20 protein-coding genes are annotated in these 20,049 nt (G+C 36.3%); 9 read left to right on the top strand and 11 right to left on the bottom strand.

What is annotated here, in order from left to right; genetic code table 11:
- Nucleotides 1–166: 166 nt before the first annotated feature.
- The 7 genes from JKA74_RS16600 to JKA74_RS16570 form a co-directional block, all read right to left on the bottom strand.
- Nucleotides 167–1,192, bottom strand: coding sequence for a hypothetical protein (locus JKA74_RS16600; protein WP_201432351.1), 1,026 nt, complete (start codon nucleotides 1,190–1,192; stop codon nucleotides 167–169).
- Between the two features lie 33 nt (nucleotides 1,193–1,225).
- Nucleotides 1,226–2,062 carry a UDP-2,3-diacylglucosamine diphosphatase gene (locus tag JKA74_RS16595; RefSeq protein WP_201432350.1) on the bottom strand — a complete coding sequence of 279 codons (837 nt, stop codon included), beginning with the start codon at nucleotides 2,060–2,062 and terminating at the stop codon, nucleotides 1,226–1,228.
- A gap of 137 nt (nucleotides 2,063–2,199) precedes the next feature.
- Complete coding sequence (locus tag JKA74_RS16590) at nucleotides 2,200–3,054, bottom strand: DUF4249 family protein (RefSeq protein WP_201432349.1); 855 nt, start codon at nucleotides 3,052–3,054, stop codon at nucleotides 2,200–2,202.
- On the bottom strand, nucleotides 3,051–5,441 hold the full coding sequence (locus tag JKA74_RS16585; protein WP_201432348.1) for a TonB-dependent receptor: 2,391 nt from the start codon (nucleotides 5,439–5,441) through the stop codon (nucleotides 3,051–3,053). The genes JKA74_RS16590 and JKA74_RS16585 overlap by 4 nt, the downstream gene beginning before the upstream one ends.
- Before the next feature lie 215 nt (nucleotides 5,442–5,656).
- Nucleotides 5,657–5,923: an acyl carrier protein gene (locus JKA74_RS16580; protein WP_407659066.1), complete on the bottom strand. Its 267-nt coding sequence runs from the start codon at nucleotides 5,921–5,923 to the stop codon at nucleotides 5,657–5,659.
- Between the two features lie 26 nt (nucleotides 5,924–5,949).
- Nucleotides 5,950–7,308 (bottom strand): sensor histidine kinase, encoded by a 1,359-nt coding sequence (locus JKA74_RS16575; RefSeq protein WP_201432347.1) that lies wholly within the window; start codon nucleotides 7,306–7,308, stop codon nucleotides 5,950–5,952.
- A complete protein-coding gene (locus tag JKA74_RS16570; protein ID WP_201432346.1) occupies nucleotides 7,295–8,683 on the bottom strand; it encodes a sigma-54-dependent transcriptional regulator in 1,389 nt (462 codons plus the stop codon). Before JKA74_RS16570 ends, JKA74_RS16575 begins: the two co-directional genes overlap by 14 nt.
- Before the next feature lie 218 nt (nucleotides 8,684–8,901).
- On the opposite strand from JKA74_RS16570, the gene JKA74_RS16565 reads away from it, so the two are divergent.
- Nucleotides 8,902–9,330: an FKBP-type peptidyl-prolyl cis-trans isomerase gene (locus JKA74_RS16565; RefSeq protein WP_201432354.1), complete on the top strand. Its 429-nt coding sequence runs from the start codon at nucleotides 8,902–8,904 to the stop codon at nucleotides 9,328–9,330.
- 72 nt (nucleotides 9,331–9,402) lie between these two features.
- Here the strand turns inward: JKA74_RS16565 and JKA74_RS16560 are convergent, their stop codons facing one another.
- Nucleotides 9,403–9,801, bottom strand: a complete 399-nt coding sequence (locus tag JKA74_RS16560; protein ID WP_201432345.1) for a T9SS type A sorting domain-containing protein — start codon at nucleotides 9,799–9,801, stop codon at nucleotides 9,403–9,405.
- Between the two features lie 12 nt (nucleotides 9,802–9,813).
- On the bottom strand, nucleotides 9,814–10,593 hold the full coding sequence (locus tag JKA74_RS16555; protein WP_201432344.1) for a UDP-2,3-diacylglucosamine diphosphatase: 780 nt from the start codon (nucleotides 10,591–10,593) through the stop codon (nucleotides 9,814–9,816).
- 233 nt (nucleotides 10,594–10,826) lie between these two features.
- On the opposite strand from JKA74_RS16555, the gene JKA74_RS16550 reads away from it, so the two are divergent.
- The 5 genes from JKA74_RS16550 (at nucleotide 10,827) to JKA74_RS16530 (ending at nucleotide 14,615) form a co-directional block, all read left to right on the top strand.
- Nucleotides 10,827–11,303, top strand: a complete 477-nt coding sequence (locus JKA74_RS16550; protein ID WP_201432343.1) for an ATP-dependent zinc protease family protein — start codon at nucleotides 10,827–10,829, stop codon at nucleotides 11,301–11,303.
- A complete protein-coding gene (gene hemC, locus JKA74_RS16545) occupies nucleotides 11,304–12,221 on the top strand; it encodes a hydroxymethylbilane synthase (RefSeq protein ID WP_201432342.1) in 918 nt (305 codons plus the stop codon).
- A gap of 6 nt (nucleotides 12,222–12,227) precedes the next feature.
- On the top strand, nucleotides 12,228–13,094 hold the full coding sequence (locus JKA74_RS16540; RefSeq protein ID WP_201432341.1) for a peptidylprolyl isomerase: 867 nt from the start codon (nucleotides 12,228–12,230) through the stop codon (nucleotides 13,092–13,094).
- Nucleotides 13,091–13,996 carry an SDR family oxidoreductase gene (locus JKA74_RS16535; protein ID WP_201432340.1) on the top strand — a complete coding sequence of 302 codons (906 nt, stop codon included), beginning with the start codon at nucleotides 13,091–13,093 and terminating at the stop codon, nucleotides 13,994–13,996. Before JKA74_RS16540 ends, JKA74_RS16535 begins: the two co-directional genes overlap by 4 nt.
- A gap of 70 nt (nucleotides 13,997–14,066) precedes the next feature.
- Nucleotides 14,067–14,615 (top strand): DUF1543 domain-containing protein, encoded by a 549-nt coding sequence (locus JKA74_RS16530; RefSeq protein WP_201432339.1) that lies wholly within the window; start codon nucleotides 14,067–14,069, stop codon nucleotides 14,613–14,615.
- Nucleotides 14,616–15,123: 508 nt separating this feature from the next.
- On the opposite strand, the gene JKA74_RS16525 is transcribed toward JKA74_RS16530, so the two are convergent.
- Both JKA74_RS16525 and JKA74_RS16520 read right to left on the bottom strand, forming a co-directional pair.
- Nucleotides 15,124–16,629 carry a sodium-dependent transporter gene (locus tag JKA74_RS16525; RefSeq protein WP_201432338.1) on the bottom strand — a complete coding sequence of 502 codons (1,506 nt, stop codon included), beginning with the start codon at nucleotides 16,627–16,629 and terminating at the stop codon, nucleotides 15,124–15,126.
- Nucleotides 16,630–16,828: 199 nt separating this feature from the next.
- On the bottom strand, nucleotides 16,829–17,431 hold the full coding sequence (locus JKA74_RS16520) for a T9SS type A sorting domain-containing protein (RefSeq protein ID WP_201432337.1): 603 nt from the start codon (nucleotides 17,429–17,431) through the stop codon (nucleotides 16,829–16,831).
- A 269-nt stretch (nucleotides 17,432–17,700) separates the two neighbouring features.
- Between JKA74_RS16520 and JKA74_RS16515 the strand changes: the two genes are divergently transcribed.
- The 3 genes from JKA74_RS16515 (at nucleotide 17,701) to JKA74_RS16505 (ending at nucleotide 19,921) form a co-directional block, all read left to right on the top strand.
- A complete protein-coding gene (locus JKA74_RS16515; RefSeq protein WP_236587867.1) occupies nucleotides 17,701–18,576 on the top strand; it encodes an AraC family transcriptional regulator in 876 nt (291 codons plus the stop codon).
- A gap of 97 nt (nucleotides 18,577–18,673) precedes the next feature.
- A complete protein-coding gene (locus JKA74_RS16510) occupies nucleotides 18,674–18,856 on the top strand; it encodes a hypothetical protein (protein WP_201432336.1) in 183 nt (60 codons plus the stop codon).
- A gap of 192 nt (nucleotides 18,857–19,048) precedes the next feature.
- Nucleotides 19,049–19,921 carry a hypothetical protein gene (locus JKA74_RS16505; protein WP_201432335.1) on the top strand — a complete coding sequence of 291 codons (873 nt, stop codon included), beginning with the start codon at nucleotides 19,049–19,051 and terminating at the stop codon, nucleotides 19,919–19,921.
- The last annotated feature ends 128 nt before the right edge of the window (nucleotides 19,922–20,049 follow it).

The raw sequence follows: 20,049 nt of genomic DNA, 5'->3' as shown, positions 1-20,049 counted from the left end.
TTCCAGTTGGTAAACCTTATTGCTGATAGGTTGCTCCTCAGCAGAGCCTACTTCCTCTTCAGATTTACAATCCTAAGATAATACAATTACTAGATAAAAATCACCAACTATTTTTGACATCATTACCTTGTTACAAATATAAAGAAACAGCTATCCTTTCCAATTGTCAATGATGGTCATGTAGATACTGCAAACTTTCAGCCACTACATCACCCATGCTTTTGCACTCAAGAAATTTATCATGACTGTAATGTTGTGCCAACTCTTTTTTGAGGTTTTCCACATGTTCAGGAATTGATATAGTATCCTTTCTCATACATTTCATTAGTTCCTTCAAATTGTGTGACGAAGCCTTCATCCGGTTTATTATTAAAGACCTTTCCTCCTTTTGATATTGCTTTACAGTAGCGGGGGTCATCAGTTCCAATCCTATATTGATGATGGGATTATTCTGTTTAAAGTACTGAGGCATATAAACCACTTTACGCCCCTCATAAGATTGCTGATCAAAATCTATTGACTTAATCCTATAGTGAATTTCTTCAAAATCAGGAGTGATGTCAATGACAAAATTATTGGAATGCATATCTCCAAGGAGCCGGACAAAACATCTTTCGGTAAATTTCACGAATTCCTTGGCAAGCCTGATTTTATTAAGCTTGCCATCATTCATGTACTTTTTAATAAACTGGTCCCCAGGTATGCCCGGAATATGTTCTTCTATCAGAGTATCACCATTAACAATATAGCTCATCCGATTTGGAGAAAGCAGGTGTTCTAATTCCAATCCATAGATCCTGGAAGCATCTGCTTTTTTAATATAAAAATAATCGAAGTTATCATTAATCCTGTTGACTATGCGTACTCTAAAAGGATAGGTATTACCATAGGTACAAGCATCAACCCTATCTACATATAAATGCTCCATCACGGAGAGATCTCCATCAGCTTTAAGAATGGCGTAAATATTTTTAAGCCCAAAATAGATGTGATTCATGTCGTCCTGGGGAAAAAACAAGGTTTCCCAAAGAGTGTCCTTTCCATCCGAATCGTACAGTGGAATGGCATTATTGAAGCGTGTCAGGTCATTATAGGTAATAGGAATCTGAAGCGCTCTTCCATGATTGGCTAGATATCCTTTTAACCTGCTGCTTACAGGATATATATTTTTCTTCTTGCTAATAAGTGCCATGCCCGAAGATAAAGACTTCCGGCTAATTATGCATTATGCTATTCTTTTTCTTAACATTTCCAAAGCATTTTCCATGCTAAAATCGTGACTTTTCGGTTCAAATTCAGTATGGGTAAAAATGGAATTCTCCTCTTTGCTATCAGCATAGTATACCAAGTCCCACTCTCCATTTTCATCCTCTGTCAACGCACTCATAGACTCTACCCAATCTCCGGAATTCATATAGGTAATCCCATTGATTTCTTTCAATGCAGGCTGATGGATATGTCCGCAGATGATACCCTCACAATCTTTTATCCGGGCTATCTCAGCCAATTGAGTTTCAAAATCATCCACATAAGATACCGCAGACTTTACTTTGGATTTTATCACCTGACTTAAGGAATAGTAAGGAAGCCCTTTTTTTCTTCTGTAATAATTGTATTTTGAATTCAACCATAGCAAAAAAGTATAGCCAATATCCCCCAATTTGGCAACCCACTTTAGGTTGGTGGTAATGGAATCAAAAATATCACCATGCACTACGTAAAATTTTTTTCCATTGCTTTCCAACACATAATCCCTCACAATTGACAAACTGCCCATACGAAATGGTAACACCTGATCCAGGAAATCATCATGGTTGCCCCTCAAATATATGACTTCAGTATTGTTTTGTTCTATCATTTTCAGGATTCTGTTGAAAAACCGAGTATGTTTCCTTTTCCATACTCCGTATTTTTTCAGTTGCCACCCATCAATAATATCCCCGTTAAGTATGAGTTTATCACATGTACATTGTTTGAGAAATTTCACCAATTCTTTTGCTTTGGAGCCGCTAGTACCCAAATGGACATCAGAAATAACAAGTGTTTTGTAGTGCGTCTTCATGAATTTTATGTTTCCTAAAGATCGCACCTACCTATTAATTGGTCTTTACCGCTTCATTAAGCTATTAATAAATTCAAGAAGGGGAGTGATTAGTTTGATAATGTTTTCTTAATAAAAGAAAACATTATCAAACTACATTATTCTTCTATGATAAGCTGTTCTCTGATAACAGAACTGAACTGCACAAAACCTAAAGCAAATTTATTGGGAGAAGTGAGGTTTTCAATATTATTAGTGGGATTTACCGGTGGTGGACTAAAAACCCCACCATCACTAAATAATAAGTTGATGAATTCAATATAATACTGATAAACGTCTTCGTTCAAAGTGTACAATTCCATATCAATGGTATCATTCTTTTGATAAGAGCCTGGTATGGGTAATCCTTCAAAATTGTTCCCGAAAAACTCTGAAGATAGAATGGAATTAGAAATATCTCCTCTGGAATCTTTGAGTGTATCATTAACTGTAAGTTGCAATCTGAAAAATTGTGTCCCTTGCCTATTGATACTACCATTGGCAAAAAGAAAGTAACCCTCTCCAAAAACTGGCTGTCCTAATTGCTTCAAAGTCTCCGCTGATAAATAATAAACAGAATCCAAAGTGGCATTGGGAAGGATTTTCCCTTTTGCATAATATCTATCACCATCTGCTTCCACACTTAATATATAGCTTTTATCTATTTTTCCTTTTAGCCCGTCAGAACTTCGATAAGTGCTATCTTCTGAATTATAGGTAAATTGTTCAATTAAATTCTCCGCTGAATCCAGTAGCTGCACATTCGCATCAGTAAGAGGTGGTATCTTGCCAGCATCATAATAATTCACAGTTCTGGAAATTTTGATTTTATGCGGGCCAGATTGATCAGTTATTCTCCCTTCAATAACAACTCTCGGTTCACTTTGGGCAAGATCCAGCTCAATAAGTTCCTGGCATCCCAATGAAGTAGCTATTACACAAATAAAAAGAATAAATTGCTTTAGATATTTCATTTGCCGGTAAATTTAAAGTTATAAGTAATAGAAGGAATTATCCCGAACAAAGCTGTTTTCACAGATTCTGGTGTGGTAGAAGTAATTGGTCCATCGTTTTCGGAATCAAAGCTTGGGTTCTGGTTGTTTACCTCTCTAAATTCAATTGAAAATGCATTCTTTCTGTTGTAAGCATTGTATACTGAAAAATTCAATTCATGCTCATATTTTTCCGAAGAACTATTCATTTTCCAATTAAGGGATAAATCCATCCTATGATAATCAGGCATTCTGCTCGTATTTCGTTTGGAGTCGTCATAGTAAGGAACTGACTGCCCATTTACAATATACCTACCTTCCGGGAAAGTGACGGCCGCGCCCGTGGCGTAAACCCAATTGCCGGAAAATGAAAGTTTTTTGTTGAATTCATGCGATACTACTACAGAAATGTCATGTGTTTTATCATATCGAGCCAAATAAGGTTTTCCTGAAGCAACACCATCAATTTGCCGTTCTGTTTTGGCCAATGTATAACTCACCCATCCTGTGGTTTTTCCATAATTCTTTCTCAACATAAACTCACTTCCGTAGGACCATGCTACACCGTCAGCAACCGCTGTCTCAATTTTGTCATTTAACAAAATATCCTCTCCAGGTAGAAAGTCGACCACATTCTGAAGCCATTTATAATATCCTTCCACAGAAAATTCCCAAATGTTTTCTGAAAAATTTCTAAAATAACCTACTGCTACCTGATCTCCAATAAGTGGCTTAATATAAGCATCCGCAGGAATCCAACGATCCGTTGGAAAACCAGCGGTAGCATTGGTAGCCACCTGCAGGTACTGTCGCATTCTGTTGTAAGAAGCTTTAATCGAATTTTTTGAATTGAGAAGATATCTCACTCCTAACCTCGGCTCAAACCCTCCATAATATTTCACTATTTCCCCGGGCTGATAAACATCTACTCCTATTTCGTTTTCTTCTCTGCGAGGCTCTTCATTTTCATAAATTGATACTGAATCCCTTCCAATCTTGGCAAAGGATGAGTACCTAATACCGTACTCCATACTGAGCTTACTATTAATTTCCTGTACGTCAGATACATATAAGGCTGTCTCCACAGCATAATCATTGGCAAGCCCTAAGTTTCTAATGTTCGAATCTTTCGATTCAATATTAGCAGGAGAAAAAACATGATAAATAGTATTGGCTCCGAAATTAATGGTATTGCTATTATTTAAGTAATAGTTAAAATCCATTTTTAGATTATACTCCTGCAAGCCTGATTTCCATTGGTAAGCAAGACCTGAAGTATTTACATCAAATCCATAATCGAAATTACTGTAGAGAGCTGTGGTGTTAAGGAATAACTTATCATTGAACAAATGGTTCCAACGAAGGGAAAAAGTGGAGTTCCCCCAGTCGAACCCGAATAAATCCTGAAAGCCTAATTTATCCCTGCCAAAATATCCTGAAGCATAAATCTTATCCTTATCACTTAATTGGTAGTTAAGTTTAGCATTGAAATCATAGAAATACAATGTATTATTCCTGATATTTTCATCCTTTGCCAATGCTAAAAACACATCTGCATAAGTTCTTCTGCCCGATACAAGAATGGATGATTTACCTTTGACAAGCGGCCCTTCTGCTGTAAGCCTGCTACTTATACTACCAATACCTCCTGAAGCTTCAAATTTTTTATTATTACCCTCCCTCATTTGTATATCTAGTATAGATGATATTCTACCACCAAATTTTGCAGGAATTCCTCCTTTGTATATTTCTACATTTTTTATGGCATCAGGATTAAAAACAGAGAAGAAGCCTAGTAAATGGCTTGCATTATATACAGTGGCCTCGTCCAACAAAATAAGGTTTTGATCTGAAGAACCACCCCTTACAAACATTCCGGTAGTCCCCTCTCCTGCTGAAGAAATTCCAGGCAAAAGCTGAATGCTTTTTATGATATCCACTTCACCAAAAAGTGCAGGGATTGATTTTATTCTTTCAATCTGAAGTTTCTCTGTACTCATCTTTACAGAAGAAACATTTTCATCCTTCCTTGTAGCACTTACTATTACTTCTTCCAGATTGGCGGTTTCCTCCTCCAGCTCAAAATTGAGTGATACATTTTGAGTCAAATCAACTTCAATTTTTTTTGATTGGTAGCCTACGTAAGAAACCTTTACTTCATATTTTCCCTTGCCTAATTCCAAAGAGTAATATCCGTACACATTCGTGACTTGGCCAACTGAAGGATTATTTGCATCCACCACAGTAGCGCCTATTAAAGCCTCGCCTGAGGAAGCTTCTTTCACATAACCACTTACTGTAAATTTCTGGGAAAATGCCTGAGCTGCTGAAAAGAAAATTATCAGGACAGCAATATTAAAAACTCTCATACAACTGGAAGGGATTCATTTATATTATTGATTTCAAATCGATGAACGAAGAATTAATATTATTGTTAGCCGAACAAATGATATAACACAACAAAAGCAATTTATTTCAGAAATTGCTTTTGTTGTTCACTCAATGTTAGCGTCAAAAAAACTCATCAAATATTGTGCCTTAAGTGAGGAATTGAGAAATAATAAATAAAGAGAGAGGAAAAGTACTATGCCTCGTTCATTTTTTCATTAATATATTTCACAGCCTGATTAACTGTAGATAGTTTTTCAGCATCCATGTCAGGAATTCGGATGTTAAAGTTTTGTTCGAACTCCATTACCAGCTCCGCATAATCTAAAGAATCAATACCTAAATCTTTTATAAAACTTGCATCCGGAGTTACCTCTGATCTAGCGATTCCCAATTTTTCCACTAAGATATTAGTAATGGCTTTTTGTATTTCTTCTTTTGGCATTTTTACAATATTTTCCACAAATATAAATTTTTAATGTGTAATCACTAAAATTTCAAGGTAAACTCTGTTCCAGAACCTAACGTAGACTGTACTGAAATATTTCCCTGATGTTTTCTCATTATCTCTTTTGACAGGCTTAAGCCTATTCCGGAGCCACTTTTCTTTGTAGTAAAAAAAGGAATGAAAATTTTGGTCAGGGCTTCCGGTTCTATACCACTACCATTGTCCTTCACTGTAACAGTGACCCTCTTTTTAGCATCAAGGTTGGAACTGATCCAAATATTTTTTTCTTCTGTTTCATCTCCAAATGATTCTGATGAATTCTTCAACAGATTAATGATTACTTGTTCTATTAACTCCCTATCAATGAGAATAGTTGGGAGGTTTTCTTCAAATTCTTTCACTAAGTGAATTTTCAGGTTCTGCAAATCATGAGCCATCAACAAACAGATACTTTCCAATATCAAATTGATGTTTTCTTCTTTCATTTTAGGAGTAGGTGTATGAGTCAAACTCCTGAATTCATTTAAAAATCTTATCAGCCCCTCACTCCTGTTTTCAATGGTTTTTAATGACGATTGCAAATCCATCATATCCTCATGCTCGATTGTATAATGCGATTTCTCTTCACTCAATTGGCTCGCCAGCATTCCACGGGTAGTACCCGAAAGGGAAGAAATTGGGGTTACTGAATTCATGATTTCATGGGTCAATACCCGTATCAGATTTCTCCAGGCTTCCATTTCCTTTTCATCCAGCTCCGACTGTATGTTTTGAATAGAAATAAGTTTGAAATTTTTATCGTGGAGTTGCAATTCTATGGCATATACCGATAGTTGGCGAACTTCTTCTCCAATATTCACCTGTACCAATTTTCGGCCACCGGTTTTAAGTGTCTCAAAGGTTTCCACTAGTTCCGGGCTTACTAATTCCAGATCCTGTATTTTTTTTATTTGATAAGTAGTATTTAATAATTTCTTGGCAGCAAAATTATATAATTGGATATCACCATCCTGATTAAAAGTAATAATACCAATGCCCACATGTTGAACGATGTTTCGAAAGTACTGATACTCTGCCTCCTTTTCCTTCTGCGATGTTCTGATAGCATTTTTTATTCGTACAAATTCAGCTTTTAGCGCAGGATCTTTTTCAGAACTTATATCCTCATCAGTATCCAATGAATTACTTTGCAGACTTTCCAGGAATTCACTGATAGCCTTTTGATTGGCTGTTTGTTCTTTTACAAAAGCATGCACCTGTACCCCAATCAAAATCAGCATGCCCAAATTCACTATAAAATAGCTCCCCCCCGAAAGGATTAATGTCCAGAGAAAAAAAGTAGCCAACAAAATAAGCAAGCGAATTATTATTTTCTTCGCTAGTGGATTACGATATATCATATTTACTAATCCTTCTATAAAGTGATGCACGAGTCAATCCAAGTTCTTCAGCAGCTTTGGAAATGTTGCCTCCATGAATTTGTATAGCTTTTTGAATGGTTTGTTTTTCTACATCATCCAGGTTGAAACTATCTTCCATATTATCATGGTTGTCCTTTACAGGTCCTTTATTATTCAGGAAGAAAAAATCATCTGATTGAAGACTACTATGGTCGCTCATTATAATAGCACGTTCTATAGCATGCTGTAGCTCTCTTATATTACCCGGCCATGGATATTTCTGAAGCAAGCGCAATGCCGAGGTGTCTATTTTCATATTGTCCTTTTTGTATTTGGCAGCATAGATTTCCAGAAAATGATTGGCCAACAGTGGAATATCTTCAATCCGATCCCTTAGAGCAGGCAAGTGAATTTCAACAGTATTAATTCTGTATAAAAGGTCTTGCCTGAAATTACCTTTGGCCACCATGGAATGAATATCTTCATTAGTAGCACAAATTAAGCGCGTATCAAATGGAATGGCCTCATTGCTACCAAGGCGTGTGACTGTTCGGCTTTGCAGTACATTTAATAATTTAGCTTGCAATGCCGCACTCAAGTTACCAATTTCATCTAAAAAAATAGTGCCCTGATCGGCTATTTCAAAACGGCCGGCTCTGTCAATTTTAGCATCAGTGAAAGCTCCCTTTTTATGACCGAACAATTCACTTTCAAACAATGAATCGGTAAGTGCCCCCATATCTACGCTTACAAATGATTTATCCTTTCTCCTGGATTTTTTATGTAAAGCACGGGCTATCAATTCCTTCCCTGTTCCGTTTTCTCCCAAAATGAGGATATTGGCATCAGTTGCGGCTACTTTATCTATAATGGTAAACACATTACGCAAGGCTTTGCTTTCACCAATAATGGATTTAAATGGAGCATCAATCGATTCTTCCAGTTGCTGCTTTTCTTGCTGTAAGCGATTTACCTGATTATATGAATTCTTAAGCTGGGCCGCAGCATGTATTGTGGCAATCAGTTTTTCATTTTGCCAAGGTTTTAACACAAAATCAGTAGCCCCTTTCTTTAATGCACTTACTGCCGTTTCCACGTCTCCATAAGCAGTTATTAGTATAACTACTGCACTGGGATCTCGTTCCTTAATTTGCTCAAGCCAGTATATTCCCTCTTTACCACTGGTGGTATCCTGACTAAAATTCATGTCCAGTAAAATGACATCGTATGATGACTGATTCAATAAAAAAGGAATCTTACGGGGATCCTTCTCAATTAAAACCTCTTTCACATGTTTCTTTAACAGCATTTTTGCTGCGAACAAAACATCTTCATCGTCATCAATTATCAATATTTTTTGAATTTCCTTTTCCATGCTTTTTTATTCTATGAATTATTTAAGAAAAATGATGCCAATCCTATAAAATGGCAAATGAGTAGTTTATCACGAAATATACAAATAAAAACTGTTCATTCCTGAACATTCCTGTTACATAATCGGACATTCTACTGATAAAAGGCGCTTTATTTTTTCTTTAGGAAATGATAATGATACCTTTGTTGTTTAAAATGCAAAATCAAAAAGCAAAAATTATGTCAACAGTAAAAAAAGGCGACAAAGTAAAAGTTCATTACACAGGAAAATTAACAGACGGAACCGTATTTGATAGCTCTCTTGAAAGAGATCCAATTGAATTTGAGGTAGGTGCAGGTCAAATGATCGCAGGTTTCGATAAAGCTGTTGATGGAATGAAAATTGGTGACAAAAAAGTTGCTGATATTGCTAGTGCTGAAGCTTATGGTGATAAAAGAGATGATATGATGGTTCCTGTTCCTATGGACAAGTTACCTGCCGATATCAAGCCTGAGTTAGGTATGCAATTATCAATGCAACAACCTGATGGCCAAGCTTTACCTGTAGTAATTGCGGAAGTAAACGATGATCATATTGTATTGGATGCAAACCATCCTCTTGCAGGAAAAGATTTGACTTTTGAAATTGAATTAGTGGAAATCAACTAAATTTCTTTCTGATTCAAAGCGTAAAGCCTTAAGCATTTATTCGAGTAACCGGATAAAATGTTTAAGGCTTTTTTATTCTGTTATAATGGACTTGGTTTTGTTGTATTGAGAACTCCCCACTTCCACCACGAAAAATTTAGGTTTATAGTAAGATAAATCATATTCCTTACTAAAAGAACCGTCTTCTGAAACAGTTTCCTGAAGCACCAAATTACCGGTGATATCATAAATTTTAATGGTAATTGCTTTATTCTGCTTTTTAAAGAAACTTAAAATGAATTTTCCTTTGCTCGTACTTTTAAGTTTAAAATCAAAATCAGGATTCACTAATATTTTCTTAGGATAATTGATTTCCCCATCACCTTTTACCTGGGTTTGGTTTTTCTCTTTTTGCGGCTTTGTTTCCTGTGCAGAACCTATGTGGATACATAGTAATAAGGTGAAAAGGAAGAAAAGTATATATTTTATCATTGAGTATTATAATTAATCATGTTCCTGAAATGTTTTTAACGCAAAATCTTTGCCATTAAATTCTACAAAAGTAGAAAAATGCACCCATTCTCCTAAATTTATATATCTTGAATTCTCTCCTACAGGTTTATCTATAGGTAAATGCCTGTGCCCAAAAATGTAACAATCGAAATGTTCTTCTTTTTCCTTTTCTTTTGCAAAAGTCCACAACCACTCCCCCTCACCTAAAAAATTATCGGTTTCTTCAGTTGAACTGCTTATCCTGCTTTGAGCAGACCACTTATTGGCAATACGCATTCCAAGATCCGGATGAATCTGCCTAAACAGCCACTGACAAATTTTATTTTCGAATATTTTTTTGAGTATTTTATATTGATAATCCCCCGGACCCAATCCATCCCCATGGCCTATCAAGATGCGTTTATTTCCTGAAACAAGTACCTGTGGCTTTCTGAAAATGGGAATACCCAATTCTTCTGTAAAATAGCCAAACATCCACATGTCATGATTGCCTGTAAAAAAAAAGATGGGGATACCTGCATCTACCAGCTCAGCCAATTTTCCCTGGAAACGAATAAACCCTTTAGGAATGACATGTTTATATTCATGCCAAAAGTCAAAGATATCTCCAACCAAAAAAATAGCCTCAGCAGTATCTTTAATACTATCGAGCCAATTGATAATTTTCAACTCTCTTTGTAAACTTTCCTTTTTATTGGGTGCACCCAAATGAAAATCTGAAGCGAAATAGATTTTTTTATCTGCGGATATGTCGATTTTGATTTCGCTCATTATGGAATTTGTTCCGCAAATTTATAAAAAGCCTCATTAAATAGACGCCTTTTTTATATTAAATATGATTTAGATAGATTTCTGTTTATAAGAAATGTTATTTCACCTGTCGAATAAATCTTAGTGCGAATAAAATTACTCAATTGATGCCTTTAAAGTTGATTGAAAAGGTAATTCATTTTAAGGAGTGCCAACAATTCCGTACTTTAGCCAATTAATTAGCGCATTTGAAGTTGAGCAAAAAAAAGAGAGTCATAGGCCGCACGGACAAAGTGGATTTACCCGAACTTGGACTGGTAAATGTTCAGGCAAAAATTGATACCGGAGCCTATACGTCTGCCATACATTGCTCCAAAATCCATATTGATACCGGCAAGAATGGTGAAGATTTATTAGTGTACACCATTAGCGGAAGCCGATTAGGAAAAGGTATGCGTGCGCGCAAGTTCGTCACGGACAATTTCAAATTAAAAAAAATACGGAGCTCCAATGGGCAGGTTCAACAACGCTATGTTATAAAAACAAAATTGAAATTATTTAATAAAATATATACTACTGAATTTTCCTTATCTGACAGAAGTCACATGAAAAACCCCATATTATTGGGTAGGAAATTACTAAATGGTAGATTTTTGGTAGATGTAGCCGAAGAAGATTTATCATTTAAATACAAGGAAGCTACAATTCAAAATAAAAAGGAGTCGGAATAAATGAAGTTTAGAATTGGTACGCGAGGGAGCAAATTAGCCTTATGGCAGGCTTATTTTGTGCAGAACCGGCTTGAAAGAGCAGGTCATGAAACGGAAATAGTCATTATTGAAACCAAAGGAGATAAGATACTCGATGTATCGATTTCCAAGATTGGAAGTAAAGGCGTGTTTACAGAGGAAATAGAGGCACAATTAGCTACAGGGGCCATTGACATTGCTGTACACAGTGCCAAAGACATGCAATCCAAATTGCCTGAAGGCTTTGAACTCATTGCTTTTTCAAAGCGGGAAAAGGTAAATGATGTAATAGTTTCTCATAACAGCAAGGTGGATTTACAACAACCTATAACGCTTGGCACCTCATCCACCAGACGAATTGCTACTTTAAAGCACTATTATCCACATATTAAAACAGTTGATATTCGTGGTAATCTGCAAACGCGGATCAAAAAAATGGAAGAAGGGCTTTGTGATGCTATTTTGTTGGCCTATGCCGGGGTTCATAGAATGGAGTATGACGATAAAATTGCACACACTCTTTCTACCAAAGAATTTATCCCTGCTGTGGGACAAGGATCCATTGCAATAGAAGTACACCAAAATCTATCCGAGGATAAAAAACAAGTGCTTCGATATACCCTCAATGACAAAAAAACTGAATACTGCCTTATTGCAGAAAGGGCATACCTGAAATACATGGATGGAGGGTGCAGCATTCCGGTTTTTGGTCTTGCCACCTTACAAGGCAGCAGCATTGAAATGGAAGCGGGGATCATTAGCCTGGATGGACAAACTAGAATTGCCATTAAATTGACCGAAGAAGCAGCTGAAGCCGAGAAACTTGGAATTTTAATGGCCAAACAAGTGCTGAAAGCAGGAGGAGATAAAATTTTAAAAGAAATTAAACAACAACTTTAAAACAATATGAAAAATCTAGTAACCGTAGTCTTTATTGCAATAATATTTTTCACCGGATGTCAGACTTCCAAAGATTCCATTGTGGTTTTCCACACTAAGTATGGGGACATGAAAGCTATTCTATATGAGGAAACTCCTAAACACAAAGCAAACTTTATCAAATTAGTGGAGTCCGGTAAATACGATAGCACCATTTTCCACAGGGTAATTGAAGATTTTATGATTCAAGGGGGAGATGTTAACCTCAAACCAAACATTCAGGAAGAAGATAGGGTTGATTACAATATAGACGCAGAAATAAATGATCAGTTTTGGCATGTAAAAGGTGCGCTGGCTGCAGCCAGACAAGGTGATCAAATCAATCCGAACAAACGTTCCAGCGGTTCTCAGTTTTATATAGTACAGGGCCAGAAAATGGAAGGGCCGGAATTGGATCAATTGGCGGAAGGGAGAATTTATCAACAGAAACAAGCAAAAGTGAGAGAGCTCTTAGCCATGAAAAAATATGCACATCTCAGAAATAAGGTGATTGAAATGCAGAAAAACCAGGATCTGGAAGGACTCCAATCATTTATGGAAGAGGCTGATTCTCTCATTGCCAAAGAATTTGGTAAACTGGAAGTGTATGAGTTTAGTGCAGAGCAAAAAGCCGATTATGAAACCATAGGTGGGGCACCTCATTTAGATGGTGAGTATACGGTTTTTGGAAGGGTTGTCGAAGGACTGAACGTGATTGACTCTATTGCCGCAGTTCGCAAAGGAAGAGGTGACAAACCTGTAGAGGATATTTATCTTACTGTGGACCTGGAGGAAATGTCTCAAAAGAAAATTACTGAGAAATATGGTTACGAGTATTCAAACGAAGAAAAATGAAAATATTAATCACCGGGTCTAATGGTTTATTAGGTCAAAAATTAGTACAATTAATTTCTTCAACCGGGAATCATGAGCTTATAGCCACAGCCCGGGGCAAAAACAGGCTTCCGGAAAGTGAAGGCTATCGTTTTGTCAGTATGGATATCACAGATCAAAAATCTGTAGAAACTGTCATCTCCTCAGAAAAGCCTGATGTAATCATCAATACAGCTGCTATGACCAACGTGGATCAATGTGAAACCGAGCGAGAGGCCTGTTGGAAATTAAATGTAGATGCTGTCTCTTATCTCCTGAATGCCGCCAAAGCAAATGACTCCTTTTTATTGCATCTTTCCACAGATTTCATTTTTGACGGCAGTAGTGGGCCATACAAGGAAGAAGATTTGCCAAACCCTGTGAGTTACTATGGGGAAAGCAAATTGGCTGCAGAAAAACTATTGTTAGAGAGTGATATTGAGTGGGCAATTGTACGAACAGTATTGGTGTATGGCATTGCGCACGATATGAGCCGTTCCAATATAATTTTATGGGTAAAAAAATCATTGGAAGAGGGTAAGGACATTCATGTGGTAGACGACCAATGGAGAACACCTACTTTAGCTGAAGATTTGGCGAAAGGATGTTTCCTGATAGCTGAAAAGAAGGCGAAGGGCATATTCAATATTTCCGGAAAAGATTTGATGACTCCCTATGAGATGGCTATTCAAACGGCCAGTTACTTTGATTTAAACAAATCACTCATCACTAAAACTGACAGCTCCAGGTTTACACAAACTGCCAAAAGACCTCCAAAAACAGGTTTTGTATTAGACAAGGCAGAGGAAGTACTAGGATATAAACCTCATTCATTCAAAGAAGGAATCGCTATTTTATCTGATCAATTAAATAGAGCCTATTAGGCAATTACACAATTACCTAATAATAATCTTTTGTGTGATTTAATGATAGAATCAATATAATAAATGTGAAATGAATAAACTTTTTGCAGTAGTACTGGGTGGAGCTGCACCGAAATCCAACATAGAATTACATGATGTGGTTTTTACTGTGGCTCAAAACATAGAAGAAACCTATATGGATTTACTGGACTTATGGTTTGGACTACCTCAGAAAATGCACATCGATTCCTACATGGTACTTGACATTGTAGACGGATATGAAGTTCAACTAAAAGCAGAAGCTTCCACTCAAAAGGAAAAACTCTTTTTTATTAATTTTGGAGCCTATAAGAAAGGGGATTTTATGGAGCACCATGCCAACACCTTTATTGTGTCTACTTCAGTGATTGAAGCAAAAAGAAGAGCAAAGGAACAACTTTTAAAAGGATATGACGAAGTGCACAAAGATGACCTATACGAAATAGATGATCTTTTGGAACTGAAGGAAGTGAAGGGATACCATGTTCACCTGAAGTCTACTGATAAAGAGCAAAATTTGCTACCTATTAATGGATATCATGTATTGCCTAAAGCGGTAGTCAGAGAATATTTGGAACAACATAATCTGATTACCGATTAAATAGGCTCCTCATGAAAAAAATACCTATAAACTGGATATCCTTGCTTTCATTCGAATTTCTTTAAATTTAAGTACAAAACCTCAAAAAACAGTAATTCCATTTAATATTGAGGTTTAATCATAATTTCAAGTATTATTAAACCAAATTTTATTCTTTATCTTTTTGCTTGAACAAAAAGAAAACAAAAATTCAAGACAAAACAATGCTTCTACGCTTATCCCAACGCTGGCCCGCTGTTTTGTCCTCCCTCCCGCTCTCTCCGAGCAAAACCTGTCCCGTATTCGGAATTTTACTCGATTTGGAAACTTTCAGATATTTATCGAGAGTAGCCTATTTAGAACAACATAATCTGACTACCGATTAAATAGATCCATCAGTCCGTATCGACTGATGGATCTTTATTTTTATCAGGTTTTCCTGAACGAATTGCTTTTACAAGAAAAAACAAAAAACCTCCTACTGTTAACATAAGGCAAAATACCATGCCTATTATTGCTTCATTGCTCATCATTTTTTAACAAATTTTTTGTAAAACCAACCATTAAATACAATCCCTATTAAAAGGATAATTCCCCATTGTGTCACTATACTGGCATTGGAATAAATATCTATCACATTCCAGTTGCCATCAGCATCAAACCAGGGATATTCACTATATCCCTGGCTCATCCACCAGTACACCAGGAATAACCCCAAAAAGAATATAGAATTAATCATTAACCGGAAATACCAGTGGGGCATTTTGAAATCGGAACTTTCATCAATAAAATCTTTTTTAAATTTAGTGACACCATAGCGCATTACTAAAAAGGCTATAAATATACCACTCACAATCAATCCTAATCCCCACACCCAATCCTGATTACTGAAGAAGTCAATAGAATAAGCTGAAGGCAACCCAAAAAGGATACAGCAAGTACCTGCCACAAAAGCCGCTTTTTTTCTTGATAATTTATAATCCGTTAAATTTTTAATTAACAATTGTATCATTGGTAATAATGAACTAAAAGCCGCCATTAAAAACGCTCCGAAAAATATGAACGACAGAAAAGGGCCACCCGGCATATTGGCAAATAATTGCGGAATGATGGTAAAAGTTAGCGCCTGACTACCACTCTCCAAATACTCTGTAGCTTCGTGAGGAGTTGCTGCCATGGCAAAAACTGCAGGTAAAATAGCCATTGCCGCTAAAAGAGCCGCTGTGTTATTACCAAAGGCTCCCAGAAAGGTATTGAGGGTTACATCTTCCCGTTTATTGGAGAATGACCCAATGGTGATCATTAAACCCCAACCGGCCCCGGTACTCCAGGCAGAATCCGAAATAGCTTCCACCCAAATAGTTGGATTGGAGAAATGGTTAAAATCTATAGTAAATAAATACTCCAGCCCTTGCCAGCCGCCTGGCATCTGTAAAGCAAAAGCTGAAACCACCATTAGCAAAATAAACAAAGTGGGAATGAGTATTTTGTTCACTTTTTCCAACCCCTCCTTAACTCCCTTGCTCAACACCCAGATAGCCAGAAACACCGTCACAATATAGCACAACAGGGTTTCCCAATTGGCATTAGAAATGGAGCTCCAAAAAGATTGCATATAAGCATGATCACTACCAATTTTTGTATTCATAGTCCCACTTCCCACCAGGTAGTCTACCAGATTATGAGTGTTTAAAATAAAATACCTCAGTGACCAACCTGTTACTACAGAGTAATAAAAGGCAATTCCTAATGTACATAAAGTGACAAAGACCCCCAACCAGGTAAATTTCTTACCGCTTATACTTCCTAAAGATCCTATTGTTCCTTTTTTGAAATGTTTTCCTATTGCCAGCTCGGCCATTAATAAAGGAATGGACCAGACTAACAGAAAAAACATCCAAAGGATAATGAAAGCTCCTCCATATTCACCGGCTATCCGAGGAAACCTCCATAAGTTTCCTGCTCCAATCGCCATTCCTAAGGACGCTAAAACAATACCCCACCTATTACTGAATTCATCTACTTTTTTCGCCATTTGATATTATATGTTTTTTTCAAATCGATAATTTACGGAAAGTGTTATGGAACTCAAATAAGATGAGCAAGAAGCTGAAATAAATTTCTCTTTTTTTATAACTGGTGGAAAAGGACTTATTAGTAAAAAGGCACAAAAAAAACCCACTATCCGAAGATAGCAGGCTTTTTACTATGGAAACGATTAATACAAACTACAATTAATTGGAAATTAATTTCTCGTAGCTCCTATTGCCTTTATTTACTATAATGTTATAATTGCCTTTATCCAGTTGAGAAAGATCATATCTTCTTTTATATTCAGCAAAAGCCCCCAAATAATCCTTGTACACCACCTTTCCTTTGTCATCAAGAATCAATACAGTAGTTTTTTGTGACTCAAGGTTTAACAGATTAAAATCGAATATACCATTGGCGTTCATTTTAATGAATGGTTTATTCAAAACAGAAAATTCCTGCTCCATGATTTCTATATCTTCCCAATTCACCTGAACAGGCATCACCCGAATGTTCATTTCACTTTCTACCTCGATCTTATAGTGGCCGGATTTTAAGTTGTTCAAATCAAATCTTTTAATGAACTCATTCTTTTCTGTTACTTGTTCGCTGAAAAGCAAATGACCAAAGTTATCCTTCAATGTAACCTTGATGGATTCCGACTGAATAGCTCCTACTCTTAAAGTAAGCATCTTATTGGCACCTTTAGTAAGTTTTACCACTGGTGCTCCACTGGCAAAGCTTACAAGCGGAAGAATTATTAATAATAATACCGCTGCGATTTGTGTGATTTTTGTCTTTTTCATGTGTATATGTTTATTTTAAATGGTCACCCCGATTAGTCGGGGCAGGCTATGGAATTCGCAAAATTTGACATTCCTCCTCGGTCTCTCAGTCATGCTCATTTCATCAATCTAACATTTAATTTATATTACAAATGTAGAGCACAATAACAAACTACACTATGATAGGATTTTCCAATTTAGATACTAAATTAACCCAAACATTACACAATGTAGCACATAGTAGGTAAATACAGACAACATTCTTATCTTTACTGTGGTCAAACTGATGAATGATGCAAACTTACAAGCCAACTTTAGAACAAATTGAACCTTCTTTTGGAAGTTCACTCTTGATTTCAAAATTTGAAGAATCCAATCCCAACAAGGATCCGTTTTGGCATTTTCACCCGGAAATAGAATTGGTGTATGTGGAAGGGGGAAATGGAAAAAGGCATATTGGCAATCATATTTCCTATTATCAGGATGGGGACCTTATGTTGATAGGTGCCAATTTACCACATTATGGTTTTACAGACAGGCTTACCGGCAATAAGTCGGAAATCATTATTCAAATGAAAGAGGATTTCCTCGGTGAAACATTTTTGGGATTACCCGAAATACAGTCTATTAAAGAGTTAATAGAAAATGCCAAGCTTGGCATTGTATTTACAGGCAATACCAAAAGGGAAATAGGAAGCCAACTGGAACAGTTGTTATCCCTTCCTGCTTTTGAAAGACTTATTTCTTTGATTACCATTTTGAAAAAGCTGGCCCACTCCAAAGAATATCATTTATTGAACCCTGAAGTTGTTTCAATAGAAGCCAAGGCAGTGGACCAGCATCGGATCAATATTATCTACGATTATGTAAAAAAATACTTCCAGCGTAATATCACTTTAGAGGAAATTGCCGCTGAGGCCTCCATGACAGTTCCGGCATTTTGCAGATATTTCAAAAGGATCTCCAATAAAACTTTTACACATTTTGTGAATGAACATCGCATAGTGCATGCTTCCAAGTTACTTTCTGAAGGAAACCTGAACATTACCGATATCTGTTATGCTTGTGGATTCAACAATATTTCCCATTTCAACAGGCAGTTTAAGGATATCACCGGCAAGAGCCCCTCTGACTACAGAAAAGAATTAAAGAAAGTGATGAGATAAGGGAAGCCTGAAAATACATCTTCTGGAAAGATGGTGTGAGGAAGAAGGGTTATTATAGCAATTATCTCGATAAACTATAAAGAAAAGCCCTTCCTGAATGTCAGGAAGGGCTGATTTTTGTTCAGGAAGCCTAAAAGTGAGTCAGGAAGGGTACAAAGTGGTTCAGGAAGCGGTGGAAATGTTTCAGGAAGGGGGTAAAATGAGTCAGGAAGCCCTAAAGACCACTCGGGAAGCAATAAAATTTGGTCAGGAAAGAGAAAGTACTTTCAGGAAAGAATAATATTTGGCCAAAGACTACCTCTTCCCTTAAGGTACTCTTACAATTAAAAAGTACTACCTACTTATAGGTATTTGCTTTCGATGAATATTTAGGATTTAATGGATGAATGGTTTATGTTAAGGGGTTATAAATAATTTATAATAATATATATTCACAATAGCGATAGCCGGTTGTTAGCGGTAATTTATTCACATGAAATTCCCCAGTATAGAATTAATCTTAGAAACTTTTTTAGAACTTGAGAAGAGGGGTTTTCAGTTTCCTGTCTTCAGAGATTCCGATGAAATTATTATATTTTCTGATTATTCTGGTGAGCAAGGAAAAACTTCAAAATACACCAGCTATTCATTTTATATTTTACCTAAATCTCAATTAAAAAAAACGATAGAAGGAATAAATGTTATTCGTAAAGAAGAAGAACATTGGATCGATAATTCGTTCATCGAATATAAAAAGATTGGGGAAAATGGCGATAAAGTTCGAAAAAGGATCTTACCTCGGTTCTTACGGACAATTGATAAGTCAGAAGGATTAATTGTTACATTTTTACTTAACAAAAATTCGCCTGATTATTTTTTCAGACACTCTTCAAATCAGAATTATTCAGACAATGGGCTGAACTTTTTGAAACCAGATGTATTAAGAAAAACAGGTAATATTCTTTCAATCATTTCAGCGATATCTAAGAAGTTTATCCCACAAAACTGTAGTCTTTTTTGGTACTCAGACAGAGATGATATTTTTGGTGGAAATCAAAAAAACACTAGTCAGACTCTAGACATATTACTGCAATTATTTAATTATCTGGATATAAATTTAACTTCAATAAAATTTGATTACGATAAAAATGAAGGACCTCTCAGTGATCTAATGGCTGTAGCAGATTTATCAGCTGGCGGGGTCTTGGAATATTACCAGAATGTCTATCAAGGCAGTAATATCAAAGAATCATCTAAACAACTAATTGGTTGGATGAACGAGAATAATTCAAATCTTAAAAAACTGATGCTTATTGGCCGCGAGGATGAAAAAAATAAATATTTAGAAACTATAAGGAATTACTAAACATAAAAACCGCTAATATTCTGTATAAATCATGTCTGGTGAGTGCTTCACGAAACTGTGGTTCCTCCTTGAAAACTCGTCAATCCGCATTGACTTACTGTAAAGAATTTAAATTAGTAAGCAATCAT

The sequence above is a fragment of the Marivirga aurantiaca genome (assembly GCF_016679925.1).
GTDB lineage: Bacteria > Bacteroidota > Bacteroidia > Cytophagales > Cyclobacteriaceae > Marivirga > Marivirga aurantiaca.
Note: the sequence above shows the minus strand (reverse complement) of the source record. Positions and strands in the feature narration are given on the sequence as shown.

What these genes read in the sequence shown, in the direction of transcription:
- JKA74_RS16540 (WP_201432341.1), top strand. Translation starts at nt 12,228, where the DNA reads ATGAAAAATCTAGTAACCGTAGTCTTTATTGCAATAATATTTTTCACC.
- JKA74_RS16525 (WP_201432338.1), bottom strand. Translation starts at nt 16,629, where the DNA reads ATGGCGAAAAAAGTAGATGAATTCAGTAATAGGTGGGGTATTGTTTTA.
- JKA74_RS16575 (WP_201432347.1), bottom strand. Translation starts at nt 7,308, where the DNA reads ATGATATATCGTAATCCACTAGCGAAGAAAATAATAATTCGCTTGCTT.
- JKA74_RS16595 (WP_201432350.1), bottom strand. Translation starts at nt 2,062, where the DNA reads ATGAAGACGCACTACAAAACACTTGTTATTTCTGATGTCCATTTGGGT.
- JKA74_RS16555 (WP_201432344.1), bottom strand. Translation starts at nt 10,593, where the DNA reads ATGAGCGAAATCAAAATCGACATATCCGCAGATAAAAAAATCTATTTC.
- JKA74_RS16590 (WP_201432349.1), bottom strand. Translation starts at nt 3,054, where the DNA reads ATGAAATATCTAAAGCAATTTATTCTTTTTATTTGTGTAATAGCTACT.
- JKA74_RS16530 (WP_201432339.1), top strand. Translation starts at nt 14,067, where the DNA reads ATGAATAAACTTTTTGCAGTAGTACTGGGTGGAGCTGCACCGAAATCC.
- JKA74_RS16535 (WP_201432340.1), top strand. Translation starts at nt 13,091, where the DNA reads ATGAAAATATTAATCACCGGGTCTAATGGTTTATTAGGTCAAAAATTA.
- JKA74_RS16515 (WP_236587867.1), top strand. Translation starts at nt 17,701, where the DNA reads ATGATGCAAACTTACAAGCCAACTTTAGAACAAATTGAACCTTCTTTT.
- JKA74_RS16600 (WP_201432351.1), bottom strand. Translation starts at nt 1,192, where the DNA reads ATGGCACTTATTAGCAAGAAGAAAAATATATATCCTGTAAGCAGCAGG.
- JKA74_RS16505 (WP_201432335.1), top strand. Translation starts at nt 19,049, where the DNA reads ATGAAATTCCCCAGTATAGAATTAATCTTAGAAACTTTTTTAGAACTT.
- hemC (WP_201432342.1), top strand. Translation starts at nt 11,304, where the DNA reads ATGAAGTTTAGAATTGGTACGCGAGGGAGCAAATTAGCCTTATGGCAG.
- JKA74_RS16520 (WP_201432337.1), bottom strand. Translation starts at nt 17,431, where the DNA reads ATGAAAAAGACAAAAATCACACAAATCGCAGCGGTATTATTATTAATA.
- JKA74_RS16565 (WP_201432354.1), top strand. Translation starts at nt 8,902, where the DNA reads ATGTCAACAGTAAAAAAAGGCGACAAAGTAAAAGTTCATTACACAGGA.
- JKA74_RS16585 (WP_201432348.1), bottom strand. Translation starts at nt 5,441, where the DNA reads ATGAGAGTTTTTAATATTGCTGTCCTGATAATTTTCTTTTCAGCAGCT.
- JKA74_RS16510 (WP_201432336.1), top strand. Translation starts at nt 18,674, where the DNA reads ATGTCAGGAAGGGCTGATTTTTGTTCAGGAAGCCTAAAAGTGAGTCAG.
- JKA74_RS16560 (WP_201432345.1), bottom strand. Translation starts at nt 9,801, where the DNA reads ATGATAAAATATATACTTTTCTTCCTTTTCACCTTATTACTATGTATC.
- JKA74_RS16570 (WP_201432346.1), bottom strand. Translation starts at nt 8,683, where the DNA reads ATGGAAAAGGAAATTCAAAAAATATTGATAATTGATGACGATGAAGAT.